The organism is Nitratireductor sp. J20-h4, from assembly GCF_056780505.1.
In genome coordinates this window covers 2,196,626-2,219,905 of sequence record NZ_CM165557.1, presented here as the reverse complement: position 1 = coordinate 2,219,905, position 23,280 = coordinate 2,196,626, and the positions used below count along the sequence as shown (strand labels likewise).

Sequence of the window (23,280 nt, the reverse complement as noted above, 5' to 3'; positions counted from 1 at the left end):
TAAAGGGCGTCCGCTTAGACCGGTTCGCGGCCCATGACAAGGCACGCGTTCTGGCCGCCGAAGCCGAACGAGTTCGACAGCGTGCTCGCCACGTCGGCGTGACGCTTGATGTTTGGCACCACGTCGAGCTCGATCGCGGGGTCGGGCGTGTCGTAGTTGATCGTCGGCGGGATCACGCCCTCGCGCATGGTCAGCAGCGAAAAGGCGGCCTCGATCGCGCCGGCGGCCGACAATGTGTGGCCGATCATCGACTTGTTGGACGAGATCGGGATTTCGCGCATGCGCTCGCCGAAAACCGTCGACAGCGACAGGTGTTCCATCTTGTCGTTTTCGGGCGTGGAGGTGCCGTGAGCGTTGATGTAGCCGACTTCGTCGGCCGCCATGCCGGCGTCGGCCAGCGCGGCGCGCACGGCCGCGATCGCCGGCGAGCCGTCCGGCTTGGAGCGGGTGCGGTGAAAATCGTCGGCCTTTTCGCCACAGCCGCGGATCACGCCCAAAACCTCGGCGCCGCGCGCCTGCGCGCTTTCGAGCGATTCCAGCACCAGGGCCGCCGAGCCCTCGGAAATCACGAACCCGTCGCGGTCCTTGGAGAACGGCCTGGAGGCCTTCTCCGGCGGATCGTTCTGCGTCGACAGGGCCGACAGCAGCGAAAAGCGGATCAGCGCCTCGGCGGTCGCCGAGCCGTCGGCGCCGATCGCCAGCGCCCGGTCGCACTCGCCGCGCCGGATGGCTTCCACGCCGAGCTGGATCGCCGTGGCGCCGGAGGCGCAGGCCGTCGACAGCGTGACAGGCAGGCCGCGCGCGCCGAACAGTTCGGCCAGTCGTTCGGCGATCATGCCGAACTGGGTCTGGCCGTAAGCGTCGGGGCGACGCCCGTCGCGGGCAACCGCGAGCAGCCGGCGATAGCCTTCTTCCTGTTCGGGTCCTTTGCGGTAAAGCGCGAAGCGTTCGTGCCAGTCGAGTTCGACCGGCGGGGCGGCGAGAAAGAGCGGCCCGCCAAGATCGGCGTCGAGCCCGGCTTCGGCGAGCGCTTCGCGGCCGGCCGTTTCGGCCAGTTCGTCGGTCAGCGCGGAGGCGCCCCTGGTGCTGGACGGCAGGAAATCGACCATGCCGGAAATGCGCGTGGAGAGCAGATCGACGGGAAAGCGGGTGATGGCGTGAATGCCGGACCTGCCGGCCGTCAGCGCCTGCCAGTTCTCGCGCTTGCCCACGCCCAGCGCTGTCACGACGCCGATCCCGGTCACCGCGACGGTGCGTCTGCCAAAACGATCGCTCTTGCTCATCTCACGCTCCCAAACACGCCGGCGGGCGGGTCAGTCAGGCCGGTTCGATCAAGGCCGCGCCTTCGCCCCGGCGATACCCGATCGTCGTCGCGACCACGGCGCCGGCGGCGGCGGCGGCGGCGGCCGTTTCGCAACCGGTATCGAAGGGGGCAAGCGCATGGTTTTTCTCAACCGCCAGAGCGGCGAGCGCCACGGCGAACGGGAACTGGGCTTCCTTCAAATGACCGGTCAGGGAGGAAAAGCCGCGCGCGGCCAGTCCGCGTTTGTCGAGAGCGGTCTTTTCGGCCGTGGTCGCCGGCTCGGCCCCGGATGCGCCCGAGATCGCGAAGGCCGGGCTGACGCCGTTCGACGCCGTTTCCACGAGCGCGTCGATCCTGTCGGAAAAACTGTCGGCTGCGCGGCGGCTTCCTTCCGAGACGATCCGGCCGATGCTGGCATAGGGCTTGCGGGCGCGCTCTTGCGCATGCGCGCGCATCTCCAGAACCAGAAAGGCCGCGCCCGAACCGGTGATGATGCCGCCCTGCTCGCCGCGCGCCCATACCGGCGCCCAGTCGCCACGATGCAGAAGGCCGTCCAGCTCGTAGCTCAACAAATAGTCGGGATGCTCGCTCTGAAAGGCGCCGCCGACCAGGAGATGGCTCGACTGGCCGGAGCGGATGCGGGCGACGGCGGTCTCCAGCGCCGAAATGCCGGCGCCTTCCTCGCCCATGAAGGTGCGCGAGGAGCCGGTGACCTTGTGCACGATCGAGATGTTGCCGGCCAGGAGGTTGGAAAGCTGGGCCAGAAACAGCGTCGGACGGAGCTCCGTCGTCAGCTTTTCGTTCAACAGCAGGTCCTGGTCGTTGCGCGTCAGCGACGCGTCCAGGATCGCGGTGTCGACGGCCAGGTCGCGCTCGCCGCCGCCGGCGGCCACGATCATGTCCATCGTTGCGCACAGGGCCTCGTCGCCCTTGATGGCGGCGTCGTCGAGCGCGAGCCCGGCCGCATAGGTGCCGAGCCGCTGCCAGGTCTCCATCTGGCGCTGGTCGCCGCGCCGCGGGATCTGCGCGCTCCAGTCGATTTCGGGCAGCGGGTGGACGCTGTAGGGGCTGAAGCGCTCGGCGTCGACGACCGGCGCCGGACTGTCGGCGGTCAGCGCATCCCAGTGCGCCTGCCTGCCCACGCCCAGGCAGGAGACGATGCCGATGCCGGTGATGACGACGTCCTGGTCGCTCATGCCCCTGTCACGTCTTTGCGAGTGAATGACGGCCCGTCAGGCCTTTGCCGCAACCAGCGCGTCGATCTTGGCGCACAGGTTCTTCATGACGAAATAATCCTCTGTCGGAACCTTGCCGTCATTGACCTCCTGCGTCCACTTCTCAAGCGGAATCTTGATGCCGAATTCCTTGTCGATCGCAAACACGATGTCGAGGAAGTCCAGGCTGTCGATGCCGAGATCGTCGATCGTGTGGCTCTCGGCGGTGATGGTATCGCGGTCGATCTCGCTGGTCTCCGCGATGATGTCGGCAACTCTGTCGAACGTGGAGGGCACGGTTTTATCCTTGGGAATTCTCTAAATGGTCGGTCGCGGTGTCTAGTCCGTTTTTGCCCTCAGGGGAAGGGCGAATTGCCCGCCGTGACGCGGGAAGGACGCCGTCGGCAAGCGCTTGCGGTGTGGCGTAACATCAAACAACGGCCGGCGCGGCTCGGAACGGACGACGCCCGGCGGGCACGGCTCGGATTTTCGCAAGGTTATTCTTGTATCTTATATAAGACTTGATAGTCTGGCCAGTGTAACCTCCGCGTGCCTTCAGAGAACCGGTCGCCATGACAAAAATCCTGCTTGCCGGGGTCGCCGTGATCGACATCGTGATGTCGGTCGACCAGATGCCGCGAAAGGCCGAAAAATACCGCGCCCGCGATGCGGCGATCATTGGCGGCGGCTGCGCGGCCAACGCGGCGGTTGCCGTGGCGCGGCTGGGCGGCGAGGCGTTGCTGTGCGCGCGTGTCGGGCGCGACCCGATCGGCGCCATGATCGTCGAGGATCTGGAGGCGGAGGGGGTCGATTGCGCGCGGGTGCGCCGGCTGGAAAAGGGCCGCTCGTCGTTTTCCTCGGTGTTCGTCGATGCCGCCGGCGAGCGCCAGATCGTCAATTTCCGCGATATGGAGCTCAGCTTCGATGCCGGGTGGCTCGAGGCGGACATGCCGCAGGACGTCGACGCGATCCTGGCCGACACGCGCTGGCCGCAGGGAGCCGCAGTTGCCATGAAGGCGGCGCGTCGCCTTGGCGTGCCCGGCATCCTTGATGCCGAGGCGCCGGTGCGTGAGGCCGAAGAGGCGCTCGCGCATGCCTCCCACATCGCCTTTTCGGCGCAAGGGCTGCGCGATTTCGCCGGCATGGACGATCTCGACCGGGCGCTGGCGGCGGCGCGTGCGGAGACCGGCGCCTGGGTCTGCTACACCAATGGCGAAAAGGGGGCGGTCTTTCTCGACGGTGCGACGGGCGGGCGCGTGCCCGCCTTTGGCGTCGACATCGTGGATACGCTCGGCGCCGGCGATGTCTGGCACGGCGCTTTCGCGCTGGCGCTGGGCGAGGGCCAGGCGGAAACGGAGGCGATCCGCTTTGCCAATGCGGTGGCGGCGATCAAATGCACCGGCTTCGGCGGCCGCGAAGGAACGCCGGACCGGATCGAGACGGACAGGTTTTTGAGGGCAGCGGCATGATCGCGCTTACGCCGGGAAAATTGTGGGGCATACGCAGGCTGGCCGATGCCGGCGGTCGCTTCAAGATGACGGCGGTCGACCAGCGCCCGCCGATCAAGGCGCCGATCGCAGCGCATTACGGCCTCGACGAGGCGCCCTACGACGACGTCGCCGGGTTCAAGGCGCTGCTGATCGAAACCCTGCAGACCGAATCCTCGGCGATGCTGCTCGACCCGCATTTTGCCATTCCGCGGGGCCTCCGGTTTCTGTCGCCGCAAAAGGGGCTGGTGGTCACGCTCGAGGATTCCGTGTTTTGCGAGACCGGGCAGGGGCGGGTGTCGCAGGAGATTGACAACTGGTCCGTCGGCAAGATCAAGCGCATGGGCGCCGATGCGGTCAAGGTTCTGGCCTGGTATCGGCCGGACGCCGGCGCTGCCGTGTGCGCGCAGCAGCGCGACTTCACGAAACGAATCGGGGAAGCCTGCCAGCGCTTTGATATCCCGTTCGTTTTCGAGCTTTTGGTCTATCCGTTGGCGGACGATGCGCACCAGACGCGCGACTATGTCGAACTGAAGGGCAAGAAGGCGGACGATGTGCTGAAATCGGTCGAGACGTTCGCCGCGTCCGACTACGGGGTCGATCTGTTCAAGCTCGAAAGCCCGGTCAATGCCGACGACGTGCCGGGCGCCGATGGCGACGGGGCGGCCGCCGTCCAGGCGCTGTTCGACGAGATGGGCCGGCTTGCGGGGCGGCCCTGGGTGATGCTGTCGGCGGGCGCGGGCAAGGAGGCGTTTCACAGGATACTCACCCATGCCTTTCGCGCCGGCGCGTCGGGATATCTCGCCGGCCGGGCGATCTGGCTGGAGGCCTTTTCGCATTTCCCCGACTGGCCGCGCATGCGCGCCGCGCTGGAAACCGACGCGGCGGCCTATATGCGCACCCTAAACAGCCTGACCGATGCCGAGGCGATGCCCTGGGACGTCCATCCGGCCTATGGCGCGAGCGGCGCGCGGTTTTGCCCCGCCGATGCGGGTTTCCGCCACAGCTACGGAGAGCTGGCGTGAGACATCTTGCCGGGTCAGTTGAAGACGATGCGGCCGAGCACGACCAGGCCGGTCTCGTCGGGCGCGACGATCAGCGCTTCGCCCTCGCGCGTCGCGCGACCGGTCAGCGCCTTGATGATGGTCAGATCGGCGACCATGATCATGTTGCCGGAGCCGGAATAGCCATGCACCGCCTCGACGGTTGCGGCCAGGGCTTCGGCGTTGGCCGTCTCGTCCTCGCCGGGCGGGTCGAGCGGGGCGAAGGTTTCCACCGCGTCGGCGCCGAAGGCCAGACGCGCCGTTTCCAGGGCCCGGCAGAGCCGGCTCGACAGGACGCGCTCCACCGGCGCGCCGCGCGCGGCGATCAGCGAGCCGATGCGCCGGGCCTGGTGCCTGCCGCGGTCGGACAGGCTGCGCTGCGTCTTGCATTTCTCGATGTCGAAATTGGGCGGTTCGACGGTGCCGAGCGCATAGGCATGGCGCATCAGCACGACCTGGCCGCCGCCGCGCAGCAGCGCCCATCCGGCCTCGGTGGCCTGGACCGGCAGGGCGAAAAAAATCAGTGCGAGGGTGGTGAATATCCGGATCATGCGCCTTCCTGTCGGACCGCTGAACTCTGGATATAGGGATACGGGATGGGAAGCAAAGCCAAAGCGCCCGGCAAAGGCAAGATCGCGATCCTGCCCTTCGCGCGGCCGACCTTCGACGTTGCGTTCGCCGAGGAGAGGCTGGCGGCGATGCTGGCCGCGCTCGAGCGCGCCGGCGCCGAGCTGACGGGCCCCCGGTTGCTGCTGCTCGACCCCGGTGCCGCGCGCGCCGCGGTCGCCGACTTATCGGCGAGCGTCCCCGACCAGGTGCTCGTGCTGCAGGTCACCTTCACCGATGCCGGCATGGTGGCCGAGGCGGCGCGGGCGTTTTCCGGCCCGTTGTCGATCTGGGCGGTGCCGGAACCGCGTCTCGGCGAACGGTTGAGGCTGAACGCGTTTTGCGGGCTCAACCTGGCCGCGCACGCGCTCGGCCTTGCCCAGCGCCCCTTCGGCTATCTCTATGCCGACCCGCAGGCGGCGGAGACCGATCGCGATCTGGCCGCATTGCTTGCGGGCGAGCGCATCGCGCGGCCGGAACCGGCACGGCCGGCGACAGGCGGCGATCCGCGCGGGCGACAGGCCGCGCTCAGCCTGCGCGGTGCGCGTATCGGCCGCATCGGCCAGCATCCGGACGGCTTCGATACCTGCGCCTACGACGAGGAGCGGATCGCCGCGCTGGCGGGTGTGCATGTCGAAGAGCTCGAACTCGACACCTTGTTCCAACGCGCAGGCGCGGCGGAGGACAAAGCCGTCGAAACGGTCGCGGCGCATGCGCAAACGACGCTTGGCGGACTGGACCGCGTCGATCAGGGCCAGCTCGACCGGTCCTACCGTCTCAAGGTCGCGCTCGACGGCTTGCGCGTCGACAATGGCTACGATGCGTTTGCGATCCGCTGCTGGCCGGAAACCTTTACCGAATATGGCGGGGCGGTGTGCGGGCCGGTGGCGATGCTGGGCGAGGCGCGCGTTCCGTGCGCCTGCGAGGCCGACGTCTATGGCGCTTTGTCGAGCCTGCTTCTGCAGCGTGTCGCCGGCGCGCCGGCCTTTTTGACCGATCTCGTCGATCTCGACGCCGCCGATAATAGCGGCGTGGTGTGGCATTGCGGCCAGGCGCCGCTGTCGATGGCCGATCCGGATTTCGCGCCGCAGGCGACCATCCATACCAACCGCAAGATGCCGCTGCTTTACCAGTTCCCGCTCAAGCCGGGTCGGGTCACCTTTTTTCGCATCAGCCAGGCGCGCGGCCGCACGACGGCCGTAATCGGTGGCGGCGAGATGCTCAAGCGGCCGATGGCGTTTACCGGTACGTCGGGCGTGGTGCGCTTCGACACGCCGGCGGCAGAACTGCTCGATCGCGTCATGGGCGCGGCGCTCGAGCATCACCTCGCGCTCGCTTATGGAGACCATCGCGATGCTCTCGGAGCCGCCGCCGAAACCCTCGGCATCCCCGTCCTCGACCTCTGACATGCGCGCCGGCGCGATACGCTACGCCGTGATCGGCACGGGCATGATGGGCCGCGAGCATATGCGCAACATCGCTTTGCTCGAGGGCGCGGAGATCACCGCGCTCGCCGATCCGAATGCCGACAGCCTGGCCCAGGCGGCGGCGGGCGGCCGCGCCGGGCTGGCGCAGTACCGGGATCATCGCGACCTGCTGTCGGCCGGCGGCTTCGACTGCGTGGTGATCGCCAGCCCCAACGACACCCATGCCGCCGTGCTCGCCGACGTGCTGGCGGCGCAAAAGCCGGTGCTGGTGGAAAAGCCGCTTTGCGCCACGCTCGACGATTGCCGGGCGATATTGCGGCTTGCCGAAAAGGCGGCCGCTCCGGCCTGGGTGGCGATGGAATATCGCTATATGCCGCCGGTCGAGCGGCTGATCGACAAAGTGCGGGCCGGCGAGGCGGGGCGGCTCAAAATGATCGCGATTCGCGAGCATCGCTTTCCGTTTTTGCAGAAAATCGACGATTGGAACCGGTTTTCCGTGCGTACCGGCGGCACTTTGGTCGAAAAATGCTGTCATTTCTTCGATCTTATGCGGTTTATGGCCGGCGCGGAGGCCAGGCGCGTCTACGCCTCGGGCGCCATGGACGTCAATTTCGTCGGCGAAACCTATCACGGCCGGCCGGCCGACATTCTCGACAACGCCTTCGTCGTCGTCGATTTCGACAACGGCGTACGCGCCATGCTCGATCTGTGCATGTTTGCCGAAGGGGCCTCCTGGCAGGAGCAGATCGCCGCGACCGGGGATCTGGCCTCGATCGAGGCGTTCGTGCCCGGGCCGGCCCGGTTTTCGCCCGACGGGCGCGAGCGGATGTCGGAGCTGGTCGTTTCGCCGCGCGCCACCAAACAGCCCGTGCGCGAGGAAATCCATGTCGATCCCGTCATCCTGGCGGCGGGCGACCATCACGGCTCGACCTTTTTCCAGCACCGGAAATTTCTCGACATGGTGCGCCACGGCGGAACGCCCGAAGTCACGCTCGAGGACGGCATGCGCGCGGTGATGATCGGCCAGGCGGCGGAGGAAAGCGCCAGGACGGGCTCGGCGATCGCGCTTTGAAGCCGGCCGACCGGCGGCCTGCCTTGCCGGCGGCCGCCGACTTGCCTATCAGGCAGGCATGTCCGCCGAAGTCGAAGCTGTGTTGTTCATTTTCGGTCTGATCGCGCTCGGCTACCTCGCCGGCGTGACCGGCTATCTGAAGGCGGAAGCCGGCGATGCGCTGGCCGAATTCGCGGTCGCGGTCGCGGTGCCGCTGTTGTTGTTCAAGACCATGCAAAGCGCCGATTTCCACGGCGCGGCGCCCTGGTCCTTGTGGATTACCTATTTCACTTCGGTGGCGATCGCCTGGGCGCTCGGCCAGTTCGTCACCACGCGGGTCTTCGGTCGCGATGCGCGCGCCGGGGTGGTCGGCGGCGTATCGGCCTCATTCTCCAACACGGTTCTGCTCGGCATTCCGCTGGTGCTCGGCGTGTTCGGTCAGGCCGGATTCGAAATCCTGGCGCTGATCGTGTCGGTGCATCTGGTGGTGATGATGGCCGCCTCGATCGTCGTTTTCGCGATTCTCGACGGCAGCCGCGACGGCGCGCCGCGCCTGTCCGCCATGGTTTCCGATTTTTTCGGCAAGCTTTTGCGCAATCCGATCATCGCGGGCATTCTGGCAGGGCTCGCCTTCCGCTTTACCGGTTTGCAACTGCCCGGCCTCGGTTTGCGCTTCGTCGACGCGCTGGCCGGCATTGCCGGGCCGCTGGCGCTGTTTTCGATCGGTCTCGGCCTGCGTCGCTACGGCATTGCCGGCAATCTGCGCGCCGGCGTCGCCCTTGCCGGGCTCAAGCTGATCTTGATGCCGGCGCTGACCCTGGTCCTGGCGCTGGCGTTTGGCCTGCCGCCGCTGGCAGCCCAGGTCGCCGTCATCACCGCGTCGCTGCCGACCGGCGTCAATGCCTATCTGATCGCCGTCCAGTTCGGCACCGGCCAGGCGATCTCGACAAATGCGATGATGATCGCCACGAGCTGCGCGGTGGTCACCATTTCGCTGTGGCTGTTGGTGCTGCAGGCCGTGTTCGGCTGAGGCGGGGGAGGCTCAGCGCAGTTCGGCGGCGTAATGGGCCATGTCGGTCAGGCAGCGTGAGACGCGCAGTTCGACCGGTTTGTTTTCCAGATCATAGGCCACGCGCGTGATCTCCAGCAGCGGCGTGTGGGTTTTGCAGCCGAGGTAGGCCGCGTCCGCCTCTGACGCCGCGACCGCTTTCAACCGCTCGCTGGCCCTTGCGATGGTGACACCCCAACGCTGCGAATAAAGCCCGTAAACGTTGTTGGGCAGGTCGGCGACGTCGCCAAAGCCCGCAAACCGGGCCGCGGGCAGGCGGATCGTTTCCACCAGCAGCGGCCTGTCGCGGATCGAGCGCAGCCGCTCGGTCAGCCACACGGCCTCGCCGGCCTGCAGGTCCAGCGCCTGGGCGTCGCGGCGGGTCGCGCGGGCCCGTTCGCGCTTGAGGATGCGCGATTGCGGAAACGAGGTCTCGCCGTCGTCCGGCACCATCCGGAAGAACTGGAACAGGATGCGGCTTTCCTCAGGGCTGGCGACGAAGGTGCCGCGACCCTGGCGCCGGATCAAAAGGTTCTCCGCCGTCATCGCGTCGAGCGCCTTGCGGATCGTGCCCTGGCTGACCCCGACCTGGCGCGCCAGCTCCATCTCTGAGGGGATTAACTGGCCCGGCTGCCACTCGCCGTCGATCAGGCGCCGGACGAGCTGATCCTTCACCTGCATGTAGAGCGGCTTGTAGGCGAATGTGGTGGCTGGCGCGTTCTCGTTCATGACCGAATCCCCGTATCGGACCCTGATTTTCTAGCCGGTCGGAATTGACATTGCCAGAATTTTATATCTTATGTCTTATATAAGACTTGAGCATTCCAAATGGGAGCTGACGGGATTTCATGACCATTCCACACCTGCTCGTGCATGATCGGAAGGACAATGTCGGTGTTGTCGTGGTCGAGGGGCTGACGGCGGGAACCCGCATGCTGGCCGTCGTCACCGAGGACGATTCCAGTTTCGAGATCGAAGCCGGAAACGACGTCCCGATCGGCCACAAAGTGGCGCTTCGCGACATCGCCGACGGCGACACCGCGATCAAATATGGCGAGGATATCGGGCGCTTCGTGGCCGATGTGGCGCGCGGCGAACACGTGCACGTCCACAATCTGAAGACCAAGCGCTGGTAGGCGCCGGACGCGGGAACGGGTTTTCCGCATCGCACGAAATTGGCACGGGAAAAGCGAAGATGGCCGCGAACTATTCCAATCTGACATTCAAGGGCTACCGGCGCGACAATGGCCGGGTGGGCGTCAGGAACCACGTCGTCATCCTGCCGGTGGACGACATCTCCAATGCCGCCTGCGAGGCGGTGGCCAACAATATCAAGGGCACGCTGGCGCTGCCGCACGCCTATGGCAGGCTGCAGTTCGGCGCCGACCTCGACCTGCATTTCCGCACCATGATCGGCACCGGCGCCAATCCCAACGTGGCGGCCTGCATCGTGATCGGCATCGAGCCGGGCTGGACACAGAAGATCGTCGACGGAATCGCTGAAACCGGCAAGCCGGTGGCCGGGTTCTCGATCGAGCAGAACGGCGACCTGAAGACGATCATGGACGCCTCGCGCAAGGCGAAGGAATTCGTCCATTACGCCACCGAGCTGCAGCGCGAGGACTGCGCGGTTGGCGAGCTGTGGGTGTCCACCAAATGCGGCGAGAGCGACACGACAACCGGGCTCGGGTCGTGCCCGACGGTCGGCAACATGTACGACAAGCTGCTGCCGGAAGGCATTTACGGCTGTTTCGGCGAGACCTCCGAGATCACGGGCGCCGAGCATATCTGCAAGCAGCGCGCGGTCAGCCCGGAGGTCGGCGAGCGCTGGTATGCGATGTGGAAGGCCTATCAGGACGACGTCATCTTCGCGCATCAGACCGACGATCTGTCGGAGAGCCAGCCCACCAAGGGCAATATCGAGGGCGGGCTGACGACGATCGAGGAAAAGGCGCTCGGCAATCTGGAAAAGATCGGCCGCACGTCGAAATTCATCGACATATTGGAGCCGGTCGAGGCGCCCAACGCGGGCAAGGGGCTCTATTTCATGGACAGTTCGTCGGCGGCGGCCGAATGCGTGACGCTGATGGCGGCCGGCGGTTATGTCGTGCACACGTTTCCGACCGGCCAGGGCAACGTGATCGGCAACCCGATCGTACCGGTGATCAAGATCACCGCCAATCCGCGCACGGTGCGTACCATGGGCGAGCATGTCGACCTCGACGTGTCCGGCATCCTGCGCCGGGAGATGACGATCGACGATGCCGGCGACGCGCTGATCGACATGATCATGCGCACGGCGAGCGGCCGCAGCACCGCCGCCGAGGCGCTCGGCCATCGCGAATTCGTCATGACCAAGCTCTACCGGAGCGCCTGAGCGCCCCGGTAGCGAGATCGGGTGTCCGGTCCGCTCGCCGGCATAGGCGGTGCATTGTCGCTTCCATCGCCCGCAATTTCGCGACGATCTCGTCGCGGCTCCTCCTTTCGTCGCCGCTTGTGCCGGTTATGGGCCGGCGGCGGCGACTTGATATTATCGGCCGCCCGCGTGATGCCGGGCGGCTCTCAAACGGGAAACCGCATTGCCCATGCCAGAGATCGTGATCGCCGAATTCATGGATGAGGCTGCCGTCGAACGCATGCGTCGGCGTCACGACACGCTCTACGACGCCACGCTCGTCGACCGGCCGGACGCCCTGGCCGCCGCCCTTGCCGAAGCGCGCGTGCTCGTGGTGCGCAATCGCACCCAGGTGCGCGGCGCGCTGCTGGCGGCTGCGCCGCGTCTGGAGATGGTCGGCCGTCTCGGCGTCGGCCTCGACAATATCGACCTGGCCGCCTGCGCGGCGCGCGCCATCGCCGTGGTTCCGGCGACCGGCGCCAACGATTTGTCGGTGGCCGAATATGTGATCACGACGGCGATGACGCTGTTGCGCGGCGCCTATGCGGCAAGCGGTGACGTAGCCGCCGGCGCCTGGCCGCGCCAGACGCTGATCGGCCGCGAATTGTCGGGCAGGACGATCGGGTTGATCGGCTACGGCGCGATCGCGCGCGAGGTCGCGGCGCGCGCGCGCGCGCTCGGCATGGCGGTCGTTGCGCACGACCCGCTGCTCGACGCGGGCGATCCGGCCTGGGGAACCACGCGGCCGATGATGCTCGACGCGCTGCTCGCGACGGCCGATGTCGTGAGCCTGCACGTGCCTTTGACGGCGACGACCAGGCACATGATCGGCGCGGCCGAGCTCGCGCGCATGAAGGACGATGCGATCCTCGTCAACGCGGCGCGCGGCGGGGTGATCGACGAAGCCGCCCTTGCCGCCGCGTTGCGTGCGGGAAGGATCGGCGGGGCCGCGCTCGACGTGTTCGAGGTCGAGCCGCTGACGGCCGAGGCCGGGAAGAAATTCGTCGGCCTGCCCAATCTGATCCTGACGCCGCATATTGCCGGGGTGACGGTGGAATCGAATATCCGCGTCTCGGCGGTGATCGCCGACGCGGTGCTGGCGCATCTGGAGGCGCGGTGATGGGTGAACGTCTTTTGTCGGCCGAGGAAGCGCATCGCCTGTGTGTGGCGGCGCTGACGGCTTCGCGCACGGCGGCCAACAATGCCGAGGCGGTGGCGCGCGCCCTGGTCGGCGCCGAACTGGCCGGGCAGGGCGGTCACGGCCTGCGCCGGGTGCCGGCCTATGCCGCCCAGGCGCGGGCCGGCAAGGTCGACGGCTTCGCCACCGCGAGCGCGACCCTGACCCGGCCGGGCGCCGTCCAGATCGACGCCGCGCACGGTTTTGCCTATCCCGCGCTCGAACTCGCCGTCGCCCGGCTCGCCCAGATCGCGCCGGCCCAGGGCGTGGCGCTGGCCGGCATCAGGCGTTCGCACCATGCCGGGGTGGCCGGGCTGACGGTGGAGGCGCTGGCCGAGAAGGGGTTGGTGGCGCTGCTTTTTGCCAACGCGCCGGCGGCGATGGCGCCCTGGGGCGGCCGGCGGCCGCTTTACGGCACCGATCCGGTCGCCTTTGCCTGTCCGGTCGAGGGCGGCGCGCCGGTGGTGATCGACGTGTCGCTGTCGAAAGTCGCGCGCGGCAAGATCATGGCCGCCCGGCAGAAGGGCGAACCGATTGCCGAGGGCTGGGCGCTCGACAGCGCCGGCAACCCGACCACCGACGCCAAGGCCGCGCTTGCCGGCACGATGGTGCCGCTTGGCGATGCCAAGGGCACCGCGCTGGCGTTGATGGTCGAGCTGCTGGCGGCCGGGCTGACCGGCGCCAACTATGCCTACGAGCAAACCTCGTTCTTCGATGCCGAGGGCGCGCCGCCCGGGACCGGTCAGCTTGTGATTGCAATCGATCCAGCCGCCTTCGGCGCCGTCGGTGCGGTTGCCCGGTTTGCCGAAATGTCGCAAATTGTCGGCGAAACGGATGGAGCGCGCGTGCCGGGGCAAAGACGGCACGAAATCCGACACCGTTTGCAGCGCGACGGCATTCCGCTCGATTCGGCGCTTGTTCACGAGATAGAAACCATTGCCGCCGGGTAGCGCGGCACGGAGGCGATTTATGTTGCAGAAGACCAGCCATTACATGCGTCAGGCCAACCTGATCGGCGGCGAGTGGGTCGATGCCGATTCCGGCGCGACGCTGGACGTGACCAACCCGGCCAACGGGCAAACGATCGGCACGGTACCGAAATCTGGCAAGGCGGAGACCAGGCGCGCCATCGAGGCGGCCGAAAAGGCCTTCCAGTCGTGGAGGAAGACGTCGGCCAACGAACGGTCCAAATTGCTGCGCCGGCTGCACGATCTCATTCTGAAAAACCAGGACCCGCTGGCCGAGCTCTTGACGATGGAGCAGGGCAAATCGCTTATCGAGGCCAAGGGCGAGATCGCGATTTCGGCCGCCTATGTTCTGTGGTTCGCGGAGGAAGGCCGGCGCACCTATGGCGACGTGGTGCCGAGCCCGTGGGCCGACCGCCGCCTGCTGGTCACCAAGGAGCCGGTGGGCGTGATCGCGGCGATCACGCCGTGGAATTTTCCCTCCTCGATGCTGGCGCGCAAGATCGGCCCGGCGCTTGCCGCCGGCTGCACGGCGGTGGTCAAGCCCGCCTCGCAGACGCCCTATTCGGGGCTTGCCTGGGGCGCGTTGTGCGAGGAAGCCGGTTTCCCGAAGGGGGTGGTCAACATCGTCACCGGTTCGGCGAGCGAGATCGGCGACGAATTGTGCTCCAATCCGCTGGTGCGCAAGATCACCTTCACCGGCTCGACCGAGATCGGCAAGATGCTGATCGAGAAATCGGCCTCGACGGTGAAGAAGGTGTCGATGGAACTCGGCGGCAATGCGCCGTTCGTGGTTTTCGACGATGCTGACATCGACCGCGCCGTCGAAGGCGCGATGGTGGCCAAATACCGCAATTCCGGTCAGACCTGCGTGTGCACCAACCGGTTTTTCGTCCAGGCCGGCGTCTACGACGCCTTCGTTGAAAAGCTCGCCGCCGCCTCGCGCAAGCTGAAGGTCGGCGCGGGGCTCGACGACGGCACCCAGCAGGGGCCGCTGATCGACGCCAAGGCGGTCGAGAAGGTCGAGGAGCTGATCGCCGACGCGACCGCGAAGGGCGGCACGGTCGTCACCGGCGGCAAGCGCCACGACCTCGGCGGCTCGTTCTTCGAGCCGACGGTGATCTCCGGCGCCACCGCGGCCATGCGGGTGATGAAGGAGGAGATTTTCGGTCCGGTCGCGCCGGTGTTCCGCTTCGAGACCGAGGACGAGGCGGTCGCCATGGCCAACGACACCGAATTCGGCCTGGCCTGCTATTTCTATTCCGGCGATCTCGGCCGCGCCTTCCGGGTCAGCGAGGCGCTGAAATACGGCATGGTCGGCGTCAATGAGGGCCTGATCACCACGGTCGAGGTGCCGTTCGGCGGGGTCAAGGAGTCCGGCCTCGGGCGCGAGGGCGGCCATCAGGGCATCGACGATTATCTCGACACCAAATATGTCTGCATCGGCGGCCTCGGCCTCTGATGCGACGCAGCCGCCGGCCCCGCGCAGGGCCGGCGATCCACCGATTGTAGCCATCGACGGAGCGGGACATGGCAGGCCCCGAATTGTTCGGCACGACCGAGGCGGGCGAGGCGGTGCACCGCCTCGCCATTGCCGGCGGCGGGCTGCGGGCCAACATCCTGACCTGGGGCGCCGTCGTCCAGGATCTGCGTTTGTCGGGCCATGACGCGCCGCTGGTGCTGGGTTTTGAGCGTTTTGCCGATTATCCGGCGCATTCGCCCTATTTCGGGGCGATAGCCGGTCGTTACGCCAACCGCATCCGCGACGGCCATTTCACCATCGAGGGCCAGCGCTTCGAGGCCGACCGCAATTTTCTGGGCAAGCACACGCTGCATGGCGGCTCGGCGGGGACCGGCAAGCGGGTCTGGCGGTTGGAGGCCCACGGCGCGGATTTCGTCGCGCTGTCGCTCAAGGACGCCGCCGGCACGATGGGGTTTCCGGGCGATCTCGAATTGTCGTGCACCTACCGGCTGAAGCTTCCCGGCACGCTGTCGGTGGAACTGAGCGCCACCGCCGGCGCGCCGACGCTGTGCAATCTCGCCCACCACTCCTATTTCAACCTCGACGATGGCGGCAGCGGCGACATTCTGGACCACCGGGCGATGATCGCGGCCTTAGCCTATCTGCCGGTCGACGCGGAGATGATCCCGACCGGGGTGGTGGCGCCGGTGGAAGGCACGGCGTTTGATTTTCTGCTGCCGCGGCCGATCCGCCATGCCGACGAACACAACGCTCAACTCGCCTACGACCACAATTTCTGCCTGGCGGCCGCGCGCGGCCCCCTGCGCCAGGCGGCCTGGGTGCAGAGCGCGCATTCGGGGGTGGAGATGGAGGTGTGGACCACCGAGCCCGGCATCCAGTTTTACGCCGGCCACAAGCTCGCGCCGCAGGCCGAAGGGCTCGGCGGGCGCCGCTACCTCGCGCATGCCGGTTTCTGCCTCGAACCGCAGGTCTGGCCGGACGCGCCGAACCGGCCCTATTTCCCGCAGGCCGTGCTGTGGCCCGGCGACCGCTACCGCCAGGTGACGGAATACCGTTTCAGATAGGCTCGAACGCCGCCCGCAGGATCGAAAACGGCGCCAGCGCGCCATGGACCTGGACCACGGCCGCCGCGACCTGGTGGGCGCGCCGCGCCGCCGCGTGCGGCGGATGGCCGGAAAGGCGCGCGGCCAGATAGCCGCCATTGAAGGAATCGCCGGCGCCGGTGGTGTCGACCGGGTTTTCCACCGCGACGGCGGCAATCGGTTCGGCGCGGCCGTTGCAGACAACCAGCGCGGGATCGGCGCCGTCCTTGACGACGATTTCGCCGATGCCGGCCTTGGCCAGCCGGTCGGCGGTCGCGGCCGGCTTTGGGTCGGCGAACAGCGCGTTTTCGTCGGGAAAGGTCGGCAGGGCGATGTCGGTGAGCGCCAGCGCCTCGCCAATCGCGGCCTTGGCGGCGGCGGCCGACGGCCACAGGCGCGGCCGGTAATTGGGATCGAAGGCGACCGTCGCGCCGGCGGCGCGCGCTGTGGCGAGCGCGTCGAACAGTCGCCGCCGGGCGGGCGCGTCGAGAATTGCCAAAGTGATTCCGGAAAAATAGATAAGCGCTCGGTTTTGAAGGCTTTTCGCCAACGGGCCTGCGTCGTCAGCGAGCCGGCGGGCGGCGGCCTCGGAGCGCCAGTAGGTAAAGGAGCGTTCCGCGCCGTCGAGCGTGATGGCGTAAAGGCCGGGGCGGGCACCGGCGATCATCGGACTTGCCGCGACGCCGATGCCGCTTTCCTGCATGAAGCCGATCTGCGCGGCCGAGAACGGATCGTCGCCGAAGGCCGACACATAGTCACATGCCTGCGCGGTGTCGGTCAGCGCGCGGAGCGCCCACAGCGTGTTGAACGTGTCGCCGGCATGGCCCATGCGCCACAATCCGTCCTCGGCGCCGGCGAGTTCCAGCATGCATTCTCCGACCGCCGCGATATGTCCTGCCCGCATTCCGTCTTTCTCCGATTCTGGACCTTGCTCCTACACGGGTCGATGCTCTGCTGTCGATTGTCGGATTGGGTCGTTGCGAGAGTGCTGTGGTGCGTTCTGCCGTCCCGAGGTCGCGAAGCGGTTGTCTTCGGGGCGATTTGGTTCGAAAAGGAGGCATGAGCAGAATTCCTTGTCGCCCTGGTTGCCGCAGCCGTTCTGGCCCTCGGCGTGATCTATTTCTACGATCCCGGCGGGACGGGCTCGGAGACGCTCGATCTGGCGCGTTCCAAACCGACCGTGAACGGCCTTTACGTCGTCGCGATCGCGCCCGAGGCGGAACCCGTCGAGACCGGCGAGCTGCATGGCTGGGTGTTGACGCTGACCGTGCCGGACGGAACGCCGGTCGAAGATGCGCAGATCGAGGTCGGCGGCGGCATGCCCGATCACGGCCACGGCCTGCCGACCAGCCCTGAGATGACGACCTATCTCGGCGAGGGGCGCTACCGGATCGAGGGGGTGCGGTTCAACATGGGCGGCTGGTGGGTGCTGGACTTCACCGTGCGGGCCGGACCCGGCGAGGATACGGTCCGTTTCAACATCAGACTGTGACCGCGAGACCATGGCCAGCCTGAATACTCTCGCCTGCGTCCTTGTCGCCGCCGCGCCGGCGCTGCTTGGCGGCTGCGGCGAGGACGGGCTGAGCCTGGCCGAGCGCCAGGCCGTCGCCTCGCTGTCGCTGGCCGCCCTCGGCGCGACGCCGGCATCCGTTTCCAACAAATTGGCCGACGATCCGGGCGCGGCCGCCCTCGGGAAGGCGCTGTTTTTCGACACGCGGCTGAGCGCCAACGGCGCCGTCGCCTGCGCCACCTGCCACGATCCGCAACGCCAATTTCAGGACGACCTGCCGCGCGCCCAGGCGCTCGGCACCGGCCCGCGCCGCACCATGCCGCTCGCCGGCGCGGCGTGGAACCTGTTCTTCTTCTGGGACGGGCGCAAGGATTCGCTGTGGAGCCAGGCGCTCGAGCCGCTGGAAAACCCGCTCGAGCACGGGCTGACGCGCAGCGGTGTCGTCCGGCTGGTCGCGCGCCATCATCGCGCCGGCTACGAGGCGGTGTTCGGGCCGCTGCCGGCGCCTGCGGTTCTGCCGACGGCGGCCGGCCCGTTCGGCACTGGTTCCGAGCGGGCGGCCTGGGCTGGGCTGGACGAGACGGCGCGACGGGCCGTCAACGGCGCTTTCGCCAATGTCGGCAAGGCGATCGCGGCCTTCGAACGCACGATCCCGCCGGTCAAGACGCGCTTCGACCGTTATGCGGCCGCGCTCGCGCGCGGCGAGCCGCCCGAAGGCGATGCCGCCTTCAGCGATCTCGAACGGGAAGGGCTGAGGCTGTTCGTCGGCAGCGCCAACTGCCTGGAATGCCACAACGGACCGCGCTTCACCGACGACCATTTCCACAATACCGGTGTTGCCGACGATCCGCAGGCGCCGGCAGGCCGCGAGCGGGCCGGCGCGATTGCGCGGCTTCTGGCCGACCCATTCAACTGCCAGGGCGATTTCAGCGACGCAGCCGAAGGCGACTGCGCGGAGCTGCGTTTCATGCTGCGCGACGGTCCCGAGCTGGAACGGGCGTTCAAGACGCCGTCGCTGCGCGGCGTGGCGCAGCGCGCGCCCTATATGCATGCCGGGCAGATCGCAACGCTGGAGGCGGTGGTCGAGCACTATGCGAACGCGCCGACATCGCCGGCCGGCGCAAGCGAGCTGCGGCCGGTGCGGCTGACCGAGCGCGGCAAGGCGGCGCTGGTGGCGTTTCTGAAGACGCTGAACTAGGCCTTCGGTTGCGAAGAACCCCTCAGCGGTCCTTGACGGTTTCCATCGCCACATAGGTCGAGGTCTGCGCCACATGGGGCAGGGCGGAGATCTTTTCGCCCAGCACGCGGCGATAGGCGGCGATGTCCCTGGTGCGCACCTTCAACAGATAGTCGAAGCTCGCCGCGATCATGTGGCACTGCTCGATCTCGGCCACGCCGAGCACGGCGCGGTTGAAGGCGTCGAGCGCGGCCGAACGGGTGTCGGAGAGCTTGACCTGGACGAAGGCGATATGGCCTTCGCCCATGCGTTCGCGATCGACGATCGCCGCGTAGCCGCGAATATAGCCGTCGGCCTCCAGCCGCCGGACCCGCGCCTGCACCGGCGTCTTGGACAGGCCGACCTTGGCGGCGAGTTCGGCCATGGACAGCCGGCCCTGGCGCGCCAGCGCCGCGACGATGTTGCGGTCTATACGGTCCAAACGATCTGTCATTGCTTATTTGGTAAATCTATTGATCTGAGATGCTTCTTATCTTTAGGTCGTTTGCGTCGAAAATGCCAGTGTTTTGGGCGTTGTCATGGCTGGCGAAATGGTATCACCGTTACCGACGGCCCGGCTTGACCGCTCTACGGCAGGCAAGCCTATTGTGACGAGAGGAGGTCCATGACGATGTCCGCACTTTCCAAGCATCGGGCGCTGATCCGCGCCAATTATCTGCCCGACGAGGATGCCGCGCTCGAACGCCTGGTCGCACTGGCCGGATTGTCGGACGACGAGCGTATGGCGATCTCGGCGCGGGCGGCCGATCTGGTGCGGGCCGTGCGCGGTTCGTCCGATCCGCAGATGATGGAAGTGTTCTTGTCCGAATACGGGCTTTCGACCAAGGAGGGCGTGGCGCTGATGTGCCTGGCGGAGGCGCTGCTCAGGGTGCCAGACGCCGAGACCGTCGACGATCTGATCCGCGACAAGATCGCGCCGCACGACTGGTCGGCGCATTCGGGCGAATCGAGCTCGATCTTCGTCAACGCCTCGACCTGGGCGCTGATGCTGACCGGACGGGTTCTGGAGGAAGGCGAGGGCGGCATCGAACGCACCCTGCGCGGCATGGTGCGCCGGCTCGGCGAACCGGTGATCCGCACCGCTGTGTCGGCGGCGATGCGCGAGATGGGCGAGCAGTTCGTGCTCGGCCGCACCATCGCCGAGGCGGTCAAGCGCGGCCGCGCCTATACGCAGAAAGCCTATCTCTATTCCTACGACATGCTCGGCGAGGCGGCGCGTACGGAGACCGATGCCAAGCGCTATCATCGCGCCTATGCCGATGCGATCGCGGCTCTGGCCGCGCATGCTTCGGGCGACGACATTCGCCGCAATCCCGGCATTTCGGTCAAGCTCTCGGCACTGCATCCGCGTTACGAATTCGCGCAGCGCGAACGCATGCTGCCGGTGATGGTCGAGCGTCTCAGCGCGCTTGCCTATGCCGCGCGCGATGCCCGCATGGGGCTCAATATCGATGCCGAGGAGGCCGACCGGCTCGACCTGTCGCTCGACGTGATCGAACAGGTGCTGGCCGACCCGGAGCTCGCCGGCTGGGACGGGTTCGGCGTGGTCGTGCAGGCCTACGGGCCGCGCGCGGCCTTCACCATCGACTGGCTGCACGCGCTCGCCGAAAAGCTCGACCGCAGGATCATGGTGCGGCTCGTCAAGGGCGCCTATTGGGATACCGAGATCAAGCGCGCCCAGGTGCTTGGGCTTGCCGGCTATCCGGTGTTCACCCGCAAGGTCAACACCGACGTGTCCTACATCGCCTGCGTGCGCAAGCTGCTCGCCATGACCGACCGCATCTATCCGCAATTCGCCACCCACAACGCCCACACCGTGGCCGCGATCCTGGCGATCGCCGACGACAGAAGCAGCTTTGAGTTCCAGCGCCTGCACGGCATGGGCGAGGCGCTGCACGAGGCGGTGCGCAAGCGCGAAGGCACGCGCTGCCGCATCTATGCGCCGGTCGGCGCGCATTCCGACCTTCTGGCCTATCTCGTGCGCCGGTTGCTCGAAAACGGGGCCAATTCCTCGTTCGTGCACCAGATCGTTGACGAGGAGGTGAGCGCGGAGGAGATCGCGCGCGATCCGTTCGCCGTGATCGCCGGCCAGGGCCGCGCCCACAATCCGGCAATCCCGATGCCGGCCGGGATTTATGGCGGCGGACGGCGCAACGCCAGGGGATGGGATCTGACCGACCCCGTCACCTTCGCCGAAATCGAGGCGGCGCGGAAGCCGTTCGATGCCGGCTTTACCTGGACGGCAAAACCGATCACGCCGGCCGCCGGCGCGGGCGCGAAACGGGCGATCGTCAATCCGGCCCGGCCCGACGACACGGTCGGCACGGTGGAGGAGGCGACGGCGGATATCGTCAAGGACGCGGTCCGGGTCGCGGCCGTCGCGCAGCCGGACTGGGCCATGCTACCGGTCGCAACGCGCGCGGCCATGCTTGCCAAAGCCGCCGATCTCTACGAGGACAATGCGGCCGAGTTTTTCGCGCTGTGCACCCGCGAGGCCGGCAAGACGCTGGCCGACGGCGTGGCGGAACTTCGCGAGGCGGTCGATTTCTTGCGCTACTACGCCGCTGAGGCGGCGAAGGCGGAGGCCAACAGCCAGGCGCGCGGGGTGATTGCCTGCATCTCGCCGTGGAATTTTCCGCTCGCCATCTTCACCGGCCAGATCGCGGCCGCGCTCGTCACCGGCAATGCGGTGATCGCCAAGCCGGCCGAGCAGACGCCGCTGATCGCCGCCAGGGCGGTGGCGCTCCTGCACGAGGCCGGCATTCCCGCCGCAATCCTGCAGCTTTTGCCGGGGGACGGTCCGTCGGTGGGCGCGCCGCTGGTGGCGCGGCCCGAGATCGCGGGGGTCTGTTTTACCGGCTCGACCGAGGTCGCACGGCTGATTGAGCGCCAGCTCGCCGAGACGGCGCCGCCGGACGCGATGCTGATCGCCGAAACCGGCGGGCTCAACGCCATGGTGGTGGACTCGACCGCTCTGCCCGAACAGGCTGTGCGCGACATTCTCGCCTCGTCGTTCCAGAGCGCCGGCCAGCGCTGCTCGGCGCTGCGCGTACTTTACGTGCAAAAGGACGTCGAAAAGAAGATGATGGAGATGCTGCGCGGGGCGGCGGAGGCGCTGGTGGTCGGCGATCCGCGCGACATCGCCTGCGATGTCGGTCCGGTGATCGACGACGAGGCGCAGACGACGATCAACGCCTATTGCGCCGAGATGGAGGCCAAGGGCAAGGTCGCGCTCAAGCTGCCGGTGCCGGCCTGGGGCCAGTTCGTGGCCCCGCACATCGTGCGCGTGTCGGGGATCGGCGAACTGGAGCGCGAGATTTTCGGACCCGTGCTGCACGTGGCGACTTTTGGAGCCGACGAGATCGACCGGGTGATCGCGGCGGTCAACCTGAAGGGCTACGGGCTGACCTTCGGCCTGCACACGCGCATCGAGGAGCGCGTGCAGCGTTTCGTCGACGGCGTGCATGCCGGCAATCTCTACGTCAACCGCAACCAGATCGGCGCCGTCGTCGGCGCGCAGCCGTTCGGCGGCGAGGGACTGTCGGGCACCGGGCCGAAGGCGGGCGGGCCGCATTATCTGCGCCGTTTCCGCAAGTCCGGCGCAGACCGCCCGGCGCCGGCGGCGGGCGAGCCGGTCAACGCCACCATGATCGCGGAGCATTTCGTCGATCCGGTGAAGCACGGCTGGGCCGGACGCGGCGACCGCATCGCCATCCTGAGAAAGCACCTGCGCGGCAAGGGCGCCGAAGCGGTGGCGGCCGCCGCCAGCCTCGATCTCGGACCCTACGACCTGCCGGGGCCGACCGGCGAGGCGAACACCTTGATGCTGCCGCCGCGCGGGCGGGTGCTGTGCCTGGGGCCGGAGCCCGACATGCTCCTGGCCCAGACCGTGCAGGCGCTGGCCGCCGGCAACGCGGTCGTGGCGGTCGCGCCGGGGGCCACGCAGGCCTTGCAGCCGCTTCTGTCAAAAGGGCTGCCGGTCAACGCGCTCGACGGCGTGGTGGCGCCGGCGGTGCTTTCCGAGATCGCCGTCGACCTGGTCGCCTTCGCGGCCGCGGACGAGGCGCTGCGGGCTGTCAGGACAGAGCTTGCGCAGCGCACCGGGCCGATCGTGCCGGTGCTGGTGGAGGTGATCGATCCGACGGCCTATGCGCACGAGCGGGCGGTGTGCGTCGACACCACGGCGGCCGGCGGCAATGCGAGCCTGCTCGCCGCCGTGTGAGCCCGGATCGGGCCGGGTCCGCTTTTGAGC

General features: G+C 67.5%; 21 protein-coding genes. 14 read left to right on the top strand and 7 right to left on the bottom strand.

The window, feature by feature from the left end; all coding sequences use genetic code 11:
- Positions 1-14 precede the first annotated feature (14 nt).
- The 3 genes from ACT2B0_RS10850 to ACT2B0_RS10840 are packed head-to-tail and all read right to left on the bottom strand — an operon-like array spanning position 15 to position 2,814.
- Positions 15-1,283, bottom strand: coding sequence for a beta-ketoacyl-ACP synthase (locus ACT2B0_RS10850; RefSeq protein WP_473464579.1), 1,269 nt, complete (start codon positions 1,281-1,283; stop codon positions 15-17).
- A 34-nt stretch (positions 1,284-1,317) separates the two neighbouring features.
- Positions 1,318-2,499, bottom strand: a complete 1,182-nt coding sequence (locus tag ACT2B0_RS10845; protein WP_473464577.1) for a beta-ketoacyl-ACP synthase — start codon at positions 2,497-2,499, stop codon at positions 1,318-1,320.
- 36 nt (positions 2,500-2,535) lie between these two features.
- A complete protein-coding gene (locus ACT2B0_RS10840) occupies positions 2,536-2,814 on the bottom strand; it encodes an acyl carrier protein (RefSeq protein ID WP_343040466.1) in 279 nt (92 codons plus the stop codon).
- 275 nt (positions 2,815-3,089) lie between these two features.
- On the opposite strand from ACT2B0_RS10840, the gene ACT2B0_RS10835 reads away from it, so the two are divergent.
- On the top strand, positions 3,090-3,986 hold the full coding sequence (locus ACT2B0_RS10835; RefSeq protein ID WP_473464573.1) for a PfkB family carbohydrate kinase: 897 nt from the start codon (positions 3,090-3,092) through the stop codon (positions 3,984-3,986).
- A complete protein-coding gene (locus tag ACT2B0_RS10830) occupies positions 3,983-5,029 on the top strand; it encodes a tagatose 1,6-diphosphate aldolase (RefSeq protein WP_473464570.1) in 1,047 nt (348 codons plus the stop codon). Before ACT2B0_RS10835 ends, ACT2B0_RS10830 begins: the two co-directional genes overlap by 4 nt.
- Positions 5,030-5,043: 14 nt before the next feature.
- Here ACT2B0_RS10830 and ACT2B0_RS10825 read toward each other — a convergent pair whose 3' ends face one another.
- Complete coding sequence (locus ACT2B0_RS10825) at positions 5,044-5,598, bottom strand: histidine phosphatase family protein (RefSeq protein ID WP_473464567.1); 555 nt, start codon at positions 5,596-5,598, stop codon at positions 5,044-5,046.
- 45 nt (positions 5,599-5,643) lie between these two features.
- On the opposite strand from ACT2B0_RS10825, the gene ACT2B0_RS10820 reads away from it, so the two are divergent.
- The 3 genes from ACT2B0_RS10820 to ACT2B0_RS10810 are packed head-to-tail and all read left to right on the top strand — an operon-like array spanning position 5,644 to position 9,161.
- Positions 5,644-7,059 carry an L-fucose/L-arabinose isomerase family protein gene (locus ACT2B0_RS10820; protein ID WP_473464564.1) on the top strand — a complete coding sequence of 472 codons (1,416 nt, stop codon included), beginning with the start codon at positions 5,644-5,646 and terminating at the stop codon, positions 7,057-7,059.
- Complete coding sequence (locus ACT2B0_RS10815) at positions 7,007-8,152, top strand: Gfo/Idh/MocA family protein (protein WP_473464562.1); 1,146 nt, start codon at positions 7,007-7,009, stop codon at positions 8,150-8,152. The genes ACT2B0_RS10820 and ACT2B0_RS10815 overlap by 53 nt, the downstream gene beginning before the upstream one ends.
- Before the next feature lie 58 nt (positions 8,153-8,210).
- Positions 8,211-9,161: an AEC family transporter gene (locus tag ACT2B0_RS10810; RefSeq protein WP_473464559.1), complete on the top strand. Its 951-nt coding sequence runs from the start codon at positions 8,211-8,213 to the stop codon at positions 9,159-9,161.
- 12 nt (positions 9,162-9,173) lie between these two features.
- Here ACT2B0_RS10810 and ACT2B0_RS10805 read toward each other — a convergent pair whose 3' ends face one another.
- A complete protein-coding gene (locus ACT2B0_RS10805) occupies positions 9,174-9,908 on the bottom strand; it encodes a GntR family transcriptional regulator (protein WP_473464556.1) in 735 nt (244 codons plus the stop codon).
- A gap of 119 nt (positions 9,909-10,027) precedes the next feature.
- Between ACT2B0_RS10805 and ACT2B0_RS10800 the strand changes: the two genes are divergently transcribed.
- The 6 genes from ACT2B0_RS10800 to ACT2B0_RS10775 all read left to right on the top strand — a co-directional run bounded on the left by ACT2B0_RS10800 (position 10,028) and on the right by ACT2B0_RS10775 (position 16,263).
- Entirely contained in the window at positions 10,028-10,315 is a 288-nt protein-coding gene (locus ACT2B0_RS10800; RefSeq protein ID WP_473464554.1) for a UxaA family hydrolase, read from the top strand.
- Positions 10,316-10,374: 59 nt separating this feature from the next.
- Positions 10,375-11,556: a UxaA family hydrolase gene (locus ACT2B0_RS10795; protein ID WP_473464551.1), complete on the top strand. Its 1,182-nt coding sequence runs from the start codon at positions 10,375-10,377 to the stop codon at positions 11,554-11,556.
- A gap of 208 nt (positions 11,557-11,764) precedes the next feature.
- Positions 11,765-12,694 (top strand): NAD(P)-dependent oxidoreductase, encoded by a 930-nt coding sequence (locus ACT2B0_RS10790; RefSeq protein WP_481658480.1) that lies wholly within the window; start codon positions 11,765-11,767, stop codon positions 12,692-12,694.
- Positions 12,694-13,701, top strand: coding sequence for an Ldh family oxidoreductase (locus ACT2B0_RS10785; protein ID WP_473464549.1), 1,008 nt, complete (start codon positions 12,694-12,696; stop codon positions 13,699-13,701). Before ACT2B0_RS10790 ends, ACT2B0_RS10785 begins: the two co-directional genes overlap by 1 nt.
- A 19-nt stretch (positions 13,702-13,720) precedes the next feature.
- A complete protein-coding gene (locus ACT2B0_RS10780) occupies positions 13,721-15,178 on the top strand; it encodes an NAD-dependent succinate-semialdehyde dehydrogenase (RefSeq protein ID WP_473464548.1) in 1,458 nt (485 codons plus the stop codon).
- A gap of 68 nt (positions 15,179-15,246) precedes the next feature.
- Positions 15,247-16,263: an aldose epimerase family protein gene (locus tag ACT2B0_RS10775; protein WP_473464546.1), complete on the top strand. Its 1,017-nt coding sequence runs from the start codon at positions 15,247-15,249 to the stop codon at positions 16,261-16,263.
- Here the strand turns inward: ACT2B0_RS10775 and ACT2B0_RS10770 are convergent.
- A complete protein-coding gene (locus ACT2B0_RS10770; RefSeq protein ID WP_473464543.1) occupies positions 16,256-17,185 on the bottom strand; it encodes a sugar kinase in 930 nt (309 codons plus the stop codon). The genes ACT2B0_RS10775 and ACT2B0_RS10770 overlap by 8 nt on opposite strands.
- A gap of 207 nt (positions 17,186-17,392) precedes the next feature.
- Here ACT2B0_RS10770 and ACT2B0_RS10765 point away from each other — a divergent pair, with 207 nt between their 5' ends.
- Together ACT2B0_RS10765 and ACT2B0_RS10760 are read left to right on the top strand one after the other, a co-directional pair.
- On the top strand, positions 17,393-17,773 hold the full coding sequence (locus ACT2B0_RS10765) for a FixH family protein (protein WP_481658479.1): 381 nt from the start codon (positions 17,393-17,395) through the stop codon (positions 17,771-17,773).
- 10 nt (positions 17,774-17,783) lie between these two features.
- Entirely contained in the window at positions 17,784-18,989 is a 1,206-nt protein-coding gene (locus ACT2B0_RS10760; protein WP_473464538.1) for a cytochrome-c peroxidase, read from the top strand.
- Between the two features lie 22 nt (positions 18,990-19,011).
- Here ACT2B0_RS10760 and ACT2B0_RS10755 read toward each other — a convergent pair whose 3' ends face one another.
- Positions 19,012-19,461, bottom strand: coding sequence for an Lrp/AsnC ligand binding domain-containing protein (locus ACT2B0_RS10755; protein ID WP_473464536.1), 450 nt, complete (start codon positions 19,459-19,461; stop codon positions 19,012-19,014).
- A 177-nt stretch (positions 19,462-19,638) separates the two neighbouring features.
- Here ACT2B0_RS10755 and putA point away from each other — a divergent pair, with 177 nt between their 5' ends.
- Complete coding sequence (gene putA, locus ACT2B0_RS10750) at positions 19,639-23,250, top strand: bifunctional proline dehydrogenase/L-glutamate gamma-semialdehyde dehydrogenase PutA (protein WP_473464533.1); 3,612 nt, start codon at positions 19,639-19,641, stop codon at positions 23,248-23,250.
- Positions 23,251-23,280: the final 30 nt, after the last annotated feature.

Bases quoted from the DNA above. Each gene is read 5' to 3' on its own strand.
- ACT2B0_RS10850 (WP_473464579.1), bottom strand. From the start codon at position 1,283: ATGAGCAAGAGCGATCGTTTTGGCAGACGCACCGTCGCGGTGACCGGG.
- ACT2B0_RS10845 (WP_473464577.1), bottom strand. From the start codon at position 2,499: ATGAGCGACCAGGACGTCGTCATCACCGGCATCGGCATCGTCTCCTGC.
- ACT2B0_RS10835 (WP_473464573.1), top strand. From the start codon at position 3,090: ATGACAAAAATCCTGCTTGCCGGGGTCGCCGTGATCGACATCGTGATG.
- ACT2B0_RS10830 (WP_473464570.1), top strand. From the start codon at position 3,983: ATGATCGCGCTTACGCCGGGAAAATTGTGGGGCATACGCAGGCTGGCC.
- ACT2B0_RS10825 (WP_473464567.1), bottom strand. From the start codon at position 5,598: ATGATCCGGATATTCACCACCCTCGCACTGATTTTTTTCGCCCTGCCG.
- ACT2B0_RS10820 (WP_473464564.1), top strand. From the start codon at position 5,644: ATGGGAAGCAAAGCCAAAGCGCCCGGCAAAGGCAAGATCGCGATCCTG.
- ACT2B0_RS10815 (WP_473464562.1), top strand. From the start codon at position 7,007: ATGCTCTCGGAGCCGCCGCCGAAACCCTCGGCATCCCCGTCCTCGACC.
- ACT2B0_RS10810 (WP_473464559.1), top strand. From the start codon at position 8,211: ATGTCCGCCGAAGTCGAAGCTGTGTTGTTCATTTTCGGTCTGATCGCG.
- ACT2B0_RS10805 (WP_473464556.1), bottom strand. From the start codon at position 9,908: ATGAACGAGAACGCGCCAGCCACCACATTCGCCTACAAGCCGCTCTAC.
- ACT2B0_RS10800 (WP_473464554.1), top strand. From the start codon at position 10,028: ATGACCATTCCACACCTGCTCGTGCATGATCGGAAGGACAATGTCGGT.
- ACT2B0_RS10795 (WP_473464551.1), top strand. From the start codon at position 10,375: ATGGCCGCGAACTATTCCAATCTGACATTCAAGGGCTACCGGCGCGAC.
- ACT2B0_RS10790 (WP_481658480.1), top strand. From the start codon at position 11,765: ATGCCAGAGATCGTGATCGCCGAATTCATGGATGAGGCTGCCGTCGAA.
- ACT2B0_RS10785 (WP_473464549.1), top strand. From the start codon at position 12,694: ATGGGTGAACGTCTTTTGTCGGCCGAGGAAGCGCATCGCCTGTGTGTG.
- ACT2B0_RS10780 (WP_473464548.1), top strand. From the start codon at position 13,721: ATGTTGCAGAAGACCAGCCATTACATGCGTCAGGCCAACCTGATCGGC.
- ACT2B0_RS10775 (WP_473464546.1), top strand. From the start codon at position 15,247: ATGGCAGGCCCCGAATTGTTCGGCACGACCGAGGCGGGCGAGGCGGTG.
- ACT2B0_RS10770 (WP_473464543.1), bottom strand. From the start codon at position 17,185: ATGCGGGCAGGACATATCGCGGCGGTCGGAGAATGCATGCTGGAACTC.
- ACT2B0_RS10760 (WP_473464538.1), top strand. From the start codon at position 17,784: ATGGCCAGCCTGAATACTCTCGCCTGCGTCCTTGTCGCCGCCGCGCCG.
- ACT2B0_RS10755 (WP_473464536.1), bottom strand. From the start codon at position 19,461: ATGACAGATCGTTTGGACCGTATAGACCGCAACATCGTCGCGGCGCTG.
- putA (WP_473464533.1), top strand. From the start codon at position 19,639: ATGTCCGCACTTTCCAAGCATCGGGCGCTGATCCGCGCCAATTATCTG.